Source organism: Lactiplantibacillus dongliensis (assembly GCF_005405105.1).
Lineage (GTDB): Bacteria > Bacillota > Bacilli > Lactobacillales > Lactobacillaceae > Lactiplantibacillus > Lactiplantibacillus dongliensis.
Genome location: NZ_BJDK01000042.1, coordinates 23,766 through 30,360, shown reverse-complemented (window position 1 = coordinate 30,360; position 6,595 = coordinate 23,766). Strand labels below are relative to the sequence as shown.

The window sequence follows — 6,595 nt, the reverse complement described above, 5'->3', positions numbered from 1 at the left end:
TAGTTAGTAGAGTAACTATAGTGTAGCCTTGTTGGGCTATTTTTGTACAAATCTAATCAACTAGCACCAAGCGTAAACTAACATTAATTCATTGCAGCCAGCCCGACTAGCATCTTCAAAGTTCGACACCAACTTGATAGTTAGGTTTTAATCCACAAGCTATCAGACAATCACCTGACCTTAGTCTTAATCGCAACTAGTGATCACAAAATACTCAGAAAAGAAATGATCGCCAAAAAACGAGTGAAAATCTTTTCTATCAGACTTCACTCGCTTTTTAACGATCATTTTCACTTTTAATTGGCCAAATAACTGGCCTATAACCCTTAACTTACTTCAAGTACTTAGCAGCTTCCGTCCCGGCCTGGCGACCGAAGATAATAATCTCAGCAACTGAGTTTCCGCCAATTCGGTTGCTACCATGTAAACCACCAGTAACTTCACCAGCTGCGAATAATCCCGGAATAGTCTGACCCGACTTCTTCAAAACTTCCGTTTGCGGATTGATCTTCACACCACCCATTGTGTAATGAATTCCGGGCGCAATCTTAATGGCGTAGCAGGTTTTGCCATTCAGTTGATGATCCATCCCAGTAGTCCGCTTGAAGTCCGGATCTTTTTGATTTTTAACGGCTTGATTCCAATCCGTCACCGTCGTCTTAAAAGTACTACTTGGCACGTTCAACTTCTTCGCCAAAGCAGTCCAAGAATCAGCGGACTTCACAAAGCCCAACTTTTGATACTGGGCAATTGACCCAACCCGCGCCTTAACACCACTGTCAAAGACCACATAAGCATCTTTATTTGGTTGTTTATTGATGGCGGCTGAAACTAAATCCCGCGTCTTTAATTCATTGACGAAACGTTTTCCGTTTTGATTAACCAAGATTCCGCCTTCGCCACGTGTGGCTTCACCAATCAAATAAGCTGGCTTTTGATGCACCGTTGGATGAATTTGGATCTTATTCATGTCGACGGTGTAACCGCCCATCGCCGTGATTAACTTAATCCCGTCACCAGTACTTCCTTTTTGATTCGTGGTCACATAATTAGCTAAATCTGGCCGATACTTCTTGATTAACTTTTTGCTAGCGCCATAGCCCCCAGTTGTCACGACCACGGCTTTTGAACTAATCGTCTTAGTCTTGTCTTGATTGATTTTAACTTTAACGCCACTAACTTTGCCATTAGCTTGATTAATCTTAGTGACATCAGTATTGACAAATACCGGAATATTTTGCTTCTTCACATTACGCAATAACCCCGTCACTAAATAGCCCCCAACTGCTGAGCCATCAGCAGGACGATGGGTCCGTTTGACACTCATCCCACCAGAAATCGTCAAGTTATTTAGTTTAATATCCATACTATCTAACCAATCAATGGCACTCGCTGAATGATTGACGAAGAACCGGAGCATCTTTTTATCGTTAGTCCCATGTCCACCTTTTAAGGTTTCTTCATAGAATTTTTGATTGGTATCTTTAATCCCATCTTTTTTCTGAATCTTCGTTTCGGAAGCATTCATCCCGGACGAGGCTTTCAACGTATTCCCACCAGCAATCGGCATCTTTTCCAAAATAACTGGATTCAAGCCTTTATCCTTAGCTGCCAAGGCCGCGGACATCCCAGCCCCACCAGCGCCAACGATAATCACATCATATTTTGATTTAAGATCCTTCGCTGGCGTGTATTTCGCCGTCGATGCTGAACTCGTCACCTGCGTCGTCTTCTTAGTCGAACGACTAGCACTACTCTTTTTACTCGTGTTGCTATTACCACAGCCACTTAAACTAGCTGTAACCATTGCCAGCCCCGCTGCAATGGTGATTAACCGACTCTTCATCAATAATCCCTCCAAAATAAGTTTCGCTACAAACTCAATGTTAACATAGGTAAACCTTTGTGAAAACGGCTTCATTAGTATCCATTTCAAAAGGACACAAAAAAGCCAATTAACTTAACGCTAACTGGCTACTTCGATCGCTTTATGGGGTCACTTTGATAATCGTTTTACCAATAGTCGTCCCAGCCTTTAAAGCTTGTAACGCAACAGCTGCTTGCTCAAATGGCTCAACCGCCCCAATCAATGGGTCAAGCTTACCGGCAACCACTAACTGGGCGACCCCGTTTGCCATGACCGCCAAATCATGAATCGCCAGTTCGTCATTGGAACGGTACACCCCACCTAGACCAGATCGAATCAGAGCTAAAGCTCGCCCATCTAAGTCAATATGGTCGGGATAGCCATCACCAATGGCAACAATCTGACCATTGTAAGCCATTCGAGCTGTATCAGCAGCCAGTTCAGCGCCACCAATCGTATTCAAGCTAATATCCACACCCCGACCACTCGTAGCCGCGAGTACGGCCTTTGTCACATCTTCATGATGATAATCAATAATCGTGTCCGCGCCGACTTTTTCAACCAAAGCTAGCTTTCGTTCCGAAGTCGTTGTAATCGTTTGTAACCCTAACTGGTGGGCCAATTGTAAGGCAGCTAGGCCAACCGCCCCGCCACCAGCATGAATCAATACACTATGGGCCGTCGTCAGATTCACTTTTCGATACAGCGCTTGATACGCAGTTAAGTTGGCGCATAGAATCGCCGCCCCTTGTTGATAGCTCAGTTCAGCCGGCAGATGGGCAACCCCCGCTGCCAAAGTAACAGTATACGCTGCCAAGCTGCCATCTCGTCTGAGGTCACCGTGATAAAAGACCCGGTCACCCACTTTAAAACCACTAGCACGGACGCCGACTTTGGTCACTTCACCAGCGACATCGATGCCAATAATATGTGGGGTGGCCCACGCCGCAACCCCGGCATCGATAACCTTATAGTCGACCGGATTTAACCCGACCGCGTGAACTTTCACTTGCAGTTCATCATCGCCCGGCATCGGGATGGCCACATCCGCAATTTTTAAATTTTCTAATCCTAAGGTCGCTTGATTCGGTACCAGCCATGCTCGCAAAAATAATCCCTCCTATTCATCTATCTGCACAAAATGTGTATTACCCAGACCGCCACCAACTTGCATGACACTGCCGCCATGCCGCAGTTTACCCAAGTTGACTGGCCGAAAATTCAATGGGCGGACCAACGCCGCGAATGTTTTTTTAGCCGTAACATCATCCCCGGCATAGAAAAGCACCCGCCGACCGGGACCAGTCACTTGCCCCGTCATAAAGTCTGGCGGCAAGGTATTGAAGGCCTTGATGACCCGCGCATTCGTCGCTGCTTGTGCAATCACTTCACTGCCCGTTAATGGCGCCGTATTAATCTTCTTAAAATCAGCCGTGAACTGATTCGTCACATCAATCACAATTCGCTGGTCAAAGTCCGGCACCGTTTTCAAAACAGCTGGTGCTTGTTCGAACGGCACAGCCATAATCACGATGGGCTGTTGCAGCGCTTCCACTACTTCGACAAAGCTCACTTGCGGACTAAATTCGGCGCGGCGCGGTGCCAAACTTGTTGCCCCACTGTGCCGACTCAATTTAACTTGATGATCACCTTGTGCAAAAGTTTGTGCCAACACACTGCCAACCGTGCCGGCCCCGACGATTCCGATGTTCATTCACATCACCACTTTCAATTAATACATTACTTATGCTTGGTGCTAGTTGAAATTGCTGCCAACCAAAGTGGCAATTTAAGTCAACTAGCAACGAACGTACTTTAATTCTAAACTAAGGTCAAACTGATTCAAAGTTTACTGCTCAATATTAGCCTAGGCTAAGCGACAGCTCCGTTGTAACCAGTAACCTGCAAACAACCATTGTTCCTAGGCTTAAGCTGATACTGTTTTAGTAAAGAACCTGTTAAGTCACGTTTGGGCTATACAAATTAGGACTCAGCAATCAGTTAAGATGGCTGAGTCCTATCCTGAGCCCCGCAACCAGCCTTACGATTGCGACAAGCCTTGATAAATTTTAGTCAGATTCCATTGCATCATCTCATAATATGTCGATCCCGGTTGACCCGCCGGTGCTAAGGAATCGGTCAACAGCTTGGCCTGAATCTTTAACCCCGTTTCTTGAGCAACTTTTTGCATCGACTTCGGCGCGACTGAAGCTTCAACAAACAACCGCTGCACTTGCGATGCTCGAATCGTCTTAATAACCGCACGCATCTGCGCAGGCGTACCTTGTGCTTCGGTATTAATCTCCCAGATATAGGCTGGCGTTACCTGATACGCAGCCGCAAAATATTTAAACGCGCCTTCTGACGTCACTAGGACCCGTTGATTAGCTGGTAACGTTTTGAACTTAGCCTGTGACTGCGTATGCAACTGCCGTAACTTTCGCGTATATGCCTCGGCATTGGTTTGGTAGGCCACAGCATGTTGCGGATCGCGGCGCTTAAGCACCCGCGTAATCTCTTGAACATACTTAATCCCATTAGCCAAGTCCAACCAGGCATGCGGGTCGACTTCATCGGCATTGGTAGTCAAGCGCTTCGGCGTCACTGTTCGGCTAGCCGCAAAGACTTCTAAATTCTCACGTTTGTGCGTGGTCGTAATCAAATCATTGAACCAACCATTACCACCCGTTTCCAGATTCAACCCGTTATGAAAGATGACCTTGGCTTCGGCTGTGGCCGCAATGTCGGCCGGTCGTGGTTCATATTCATGTGGATCGGTCCCCCGCTTGACGATACTATAGACCGCCACGTGCCGCCCGCCGACTTGCTTGACCATGTCTTCTAAGATTGAATTCGTCGTAACCACCTGTAATTGACCATTAGCTGCAGGTTGGGGCACTGGCCGTGTCTGGCGTTGATGTAGAAAGCCCGCCACCCCTGTAATCAGCCCAATCACCGCGACGACCGCTAAGAGTTGTTTTTTCATACGCGCACCCGCCGTCGCCGCGCTAAGGCTTGCCAGAGTTGACCGCCAGCTTGCCGTGGCGCCACAACAAAGGAGATACCGAATAACATCGCTGCGACTAACACAATCGCTGGACCAGATGCCCAGTTAAAGGTATAGCTGAAGTACAAACCAATGACTGAAGACAAGACACCCATTAAGGCTGCGACAACCAGCAATTGCGATAACTTCTGTGTCCATAAAAAGGCCGTTGCCGCCGGGGTAATCAGCATCGCCACAACTAGGATAATCCCGACGGTTTGTAACGCCGAGACCGTTACCAGCGTTAACACGAGCATCAACGCATAATGCAACAACTGAACTTTTAAACCATACGTTTGGGCAAAAGTCGCATCAAACGAGCTGATCAGTAATTCTTTATAGAAGAAAACAACAAACAAGATCACGAGACCGAGGACCACCGCCGTTGTCATAATATCTTGATCACTGACGGCCAAAATGTTCCCGAATAAAATGTGATGCAAGTTAGTCGAACTTTCCGCTAACGAAATTAGGATAAAGCCTAACGCATAAAAGGCACTAAAGATAATCCCAATCGACGTATCGGTCTTCAGCTGACTATGACTAGCGACGTAACCAATTAGTAACGCTGCTAGAATGCCAAAGACCGACGCCCCGATTAAAATGTTAAAGCCAAACATATAGGCTAACGCGACTCCCGGCAAGACGGCGTGTGAAATTGCATCACCCATCAACGACATGCCGCGTAAAATAATAAAGCTGCCAATTAAGCCGGACATCACGCCGACCATAGTTGCCGTTAGTAAGGCACTCTGGAGAAAATCATATTTTCCTAGGGCACTAATAAAACTCATGATTGAATTCATTGGCCACCTCCCGCCGCAAATAAGACTTGCGACAAATCGGCACTAAACGTCTTCGCAATATTGGCTGGCGTATAGACCGACTCAACCGGCCCCGCCGCCACAATGCCATGATTCAAAATGACCAAATCATCAAAGTACCGCGATACTTTGTTTAAATCATGGTGAACCACGATAATGGTCTTGCCAGCATCCCGCCACTGCTTCAAGATTTGCATAATGGCAGTTTCGCTTTGCAGATCAATCCCGACAAACGGTTCATCCAAAATAATGATTTCGGCGTCTTGAACAATCGCTCTGGCGACAAACACCCGTTGTAGCTGACCACCGGACAAATTGCCAATCTGGCGTTGGGCCAAATCAGTAAGCTTCACTTGGGCTAAAGCAGCCGCGCTGGCCTGACGCTCAGTGCGTCCCGGACTTTTGAACAAGCCCAAGCGACCATACGTCCCGGTCAAGACCACTTCAGCCACATTAATTGGAAACGTCAGATCTAGATCCTTGCGTTGTTCAACATAAGCCACCTTGGTTTTTAATTGACTCAGGGGCTGCTGGTCAAAAGTTGCAGTTCCCGCTTGGGTCTTAATCAGCCCAAGCATCCCTTTAATTAGGGTCGACTTGCCTGCGCCGTTGGGACCAATAATCCCGGTGATCTTACCCGGGGCAAAGGTTACCGCCAGCGCTTTAAAGACTGGGGTGTCATCGTAAGCAACAGTTAGGTTTCGTACATTAAGCATGAAAATCAACCTCCGATTTCGATTTACGGCATCCCGCCGTTCTCCCTCAGTCTATCGGATTGTTAACAAACTAGCAAATAATTGTTAGGCTTAGTTAACTTTTAATGATAATTTCTGAATTATGTTGATGATAGGCTGAACC

6 protein-coding genes are annotated in these 6,595 nt (G+C 46.9%); all 6 read right to left on the bottom strand.

Annotated elements, in window-relative coordinates:
* Positions 1-331 precede the first annotated feature (331 nt).
* The gene (locus tag FFM80_RS12905) at positions 332-1,846 is read right to left on the bottom strand and encodes a flavocytochrome c (protein ID WP_137641174.1); all 1,515 of its coding nucleotides are present in this window, start codon (positions 1,844-1,846) and stop codon (positions 332-334) included.
* Positions 1,847-1,988: 142 nt separating this feature from the next.
* A complete protein-coding gene (locus FFM80_RS12900) occupies positions 1,989-2,975 on the bottom strand; it encodes a zinc-binding dehydrogenase (protein WP_137641173.1) in 987 nt (328 codons plus the stop codon).
* Positions 2,976-2,987: 12 nt separating this feature from the next.
* Complete coding sequence (locus tag FFM80_RS12895; RefSeq protein ID WP_137641172.1) at positions 2,988-3,581, bottom strand: NADPH-dependent F420 reductase; 594 nt, start codon at positions 3,579-3,581, stop codon at positions 2,988-2,990.
* Between the two features lie 327 nt (positions 3,582-3,908).
* The gene (locus FFM80_RS12890; RefSeq protein WP_137641171.1) at positions 3,909-4,853 is read right to left on the bottom strand and encodes a metal ABC transporter solute-binding protein, Zn/Mn family; all 945 of its coding nucleotides are present in this window, start codon (positions 4,851-4,853) and stop codon (positions 3,909-3,911) included.
* The gene (locus tag FFM80_RS12885) at positions 4,850-5,719 is read right to left on the bottom strand and encodes a metal ABC transporter permease (RefSeq protein WP_137641170.1); all 870 of its coding nucleotides are present in this window, start codon (positions 5,717-5,719) and stop codon (positions 4,850-4,852) included. Before FFM80_RS12885 ends, FFM80_RS12890 begins: the two co-directional genes overlap by 4 nt.
* Complete coding sequence (locus tag FFM80_RS12880; protein WP_137641169.1) at positions 5,716-6,453, bottom strand: metal ABC transporter ATP-binding protein; 738 nt, start codon at positions 6,451-6,453, stop codon at positions 5,716-5,718. The genes FFM80_RS12885 and FFM80_RS12880 overlap by 4 nt, the downstream gene beginning before the upstream one ends.
* Positions 6,454-6,595: the final 142 nt, after the last annotated feature.

What these genes read in the sequence shown, in the direction of transcription:
- FFM80_RS12905 (WP_137641174.1), bottom strand. Translation starts at nt 1,846, where the DNA reads ATGAAGAGTCGGTTAATCACCATTGCAGCGGGGCTGGCAATGGTTACA.
- FFM80_RS12895 (WP_137641172.1), bottom strand. Translation starts at nt 3,581, where the DNA reads ATGAACATCGGAATCGTCGGGGCCGGCACGGTTGGCAGTGTGTTGGCA.
- FFM80_RS12890 (WP_137641171.1), bottom strand. Translation starts at nt 4,853, where the DNA reads ATGAAAAAACAACTCTTAGCGGTCGTCGCGGTGATTGGGCTGATTACA.
- FFM80_RS12885 (WP_137641170.1), bottom strand. Translation starts at nt 5,719, where the DNA reads ATGAATTCAATCATGAGTTTTATTAGTGCCCTAGGAAAATATGATTTT.
- FFM80_RS12880 (WP_137641169.1), bottom strand. Translation starts at nt 6,453, where the DNA reads ATGCTTAATGTACGAAACCTAACTGTTGCTTACGATGACACCCCAGTC.